The following is a 2062-nucleotide window of genomic DNA, read 5'->3' as shown; positions in this document are numbered from 1 at the left end:
CCCATGATCGACACTTCGGACAAGTCACTTCCCGGACCCGCTGAAGCACAGCCTAAAACATTGTCCTTGGCGACCTCTTGACACAGAGGGGTGCCAAATCCGGATGGCGGGCTCCTTTGGCCGGGGGTGAGCGTCCGGCCATTGCCGCTTTCGAAAGGCCGCCGCTGCTCCGCTGACGGATTGGCATCTGTGCTGCTTGGCGAGATGTGTCGATGGTCCTACGATGCTGCGTATGTGGACGAAGATCATCTCGCACCGGCTGGCATTCCTCGTCGGCGTGCTGGTGACAGCGGTCGTCCTCGCGGTGCTGGTGCAGGCGAAAGTCCTGGTCGTTGCCGAGGTGTGTGCAGCCCTGCTGTTCGTTCTGTGGCTCGGCCTTCCCATCGCCGGCCTCATCGCACTCAACGCGCGCCACCCCGAGACGTTCCTGGTTCGTGACGGTGCCTTCACCACGCCGCCGAACGCCACCGCGGTCCTGTCGGCTGGCATGTTCACCGTCATGCCCATGGCGGTCGCCGCCCTGGCCGTTACCGAGGGACGCTTCAGCAACGGCGTCGACCGGTTCAAGATCGCCGTCGTGGTGCTGTTGCTGTTGCTTCTTCCGCTGCAGTGGTACAGCGTGCTCGGACCATTCGGCGTGTTCCTGCGCCCCGACGGCGTGCTCGACCGGCAGCCGTTCGGCTCCATCTTCGTGCCCTGGGATGCAGTCCCCGCCGCACAGCCGACCAGCTCCGGCATCATGTTGCGGATCGTGCACCCCGAACTGGTCATACGGCGCGGATTCCGACCAGGAACGACCATCCGGACCGGCGCCGACCGAGGCTTCACCGCCTGGGCGATCAACCTGTACGCGGCGCGCCCGGACTACCTCCACACGATCGGCACCGACGAGGGGCTACTCCGGCTCAAACCCCGCTAAAGCGCTGGCCGTGCTGGTGCCGAGACCTCATCTGCGCAGCTCAAGCGGCATGATCGTATTCGTGGGGGGAGCCCGCCGAGGCGGCGACCTTGACACCGAGGACGAGTAGCTCGCCGTGGATTCTGCGGTATCCAGGTGCTGTTCTCGCGGGCCAGGCGCAGCACCAACTGGCGGATCGACCGGATGGTTCGTGGCCGCCCGACCCGAGCAAGCCGAGAGATCCGAGCGTGCCGGCGGGCGATCAGGTCACGGTGCCATCGCAGCACTGTCTCCGGGCGAACCAGCAGCTGGACCTTCCGGAGTGTGTCGCGGGGGATCTGGTGGAGCAGGGCGGCGAGCCAGGCCCGATCTGCCCAAGTGAAGCGGATCTTCTCGCCGTGCAGGTGTCGTTCGAGGACGGTGAGTTGGTGCCGGAGTGCGAGGATCTCGGCGTCCTTGGCGCGGTCGCTCATGGGCAGAAGGCGGAGCAGCGCGAGGGTGTTGGTCATGCCGAGGTAGGCAAGTCGAAGCAGCACAGGTCATCCTCGCGCAGTTGCTGGTGTGGATCCCTGCCGTGTGTGTCTGACAGCTCGTGACCGGAGCGGATCTCGTTCCGGCGATCAAGTGGCCATGGCCAGCACGGATGAGGTTTTCGGCACGCGCAAGCCTGCGTGGTGCCGGTCAGCGCAGCAGCGCGATGACCGGGCGAACTCGCGCTCCAGGCACCTGGTGCCCAAACCCGGCTCGAAAGGTTTTGTTAAGACAAATCGCGCTATGGGTTGATCCTGCGGCGCCATGACCCCCTGGCGAGCTGGAAAGATAGGCGTAGGTCATTGCGCAGGAGAAGGCGAACATGATTAATTTTCACTTAAGTCCCTCTCCGCCCCCGCCCCCTCACGGGAGACGCCATGCGCTCACGCCTTTTCATACTATTTCCGGTTATCTTGGGTACGCTCGTCGCCGTCCTCAGCCCTACCCTTCCGGCGATCGCGGCGGACGCCTCGGCGCCGCTGGTCACTGTGGACGGCACCCGCTTCGTCGACAACCACGGCCGCGAGGTCGTGTTGCGCGGGTTCAACGTCTCCGGCGAGGTGAAGCTCGCCGAGAAGGGCAAGCTCCCGTTCGCCGACGCCGCCGACGCCCGGACCTCCGCGCTCGCCATGC

General features: G+C 65.4%; 2 protein-coding genes. Both read left to right on the top strand.

Translation table 11 applies throughout. From position 1 onward, the window contains the following. Positions 1-232: 232 nt before the first annotated feature. Positions 233-919, top strand: coding sequence for a hypothetical protein (locus IH26_RS0152300; RefSeq protein ID WP_030443779.1), 687 nt, complete (start codon positions 233-235; stop codon positions 917-919). Between the two features lie 923 nt (positions 920-1842). Beyond that, positions 1843-2062 (top strand): hypothetical protein (locus tag IH26_RS55170; RefSeq protein ID WP_034218309.1); only part of this gene is annotated, 220 nt, incomplete at its 3' end.

The sequence above is a fragment of the Actinoplanes subtropicus genome (assembly GCF_000721705.1).
In the GTDB taxonomy this organism is placed as follows: Bacteria; Actinomycetota; Actinomycetes; order Mycobacteriales; family Micromonosporaceae; genus Actinoplanes; species Actinoplanes subtropicus.
Note: the sequence above shows the minus strand (reverse complement) of the source record. Positions and strands in the feature narration are given on the sequence as shown.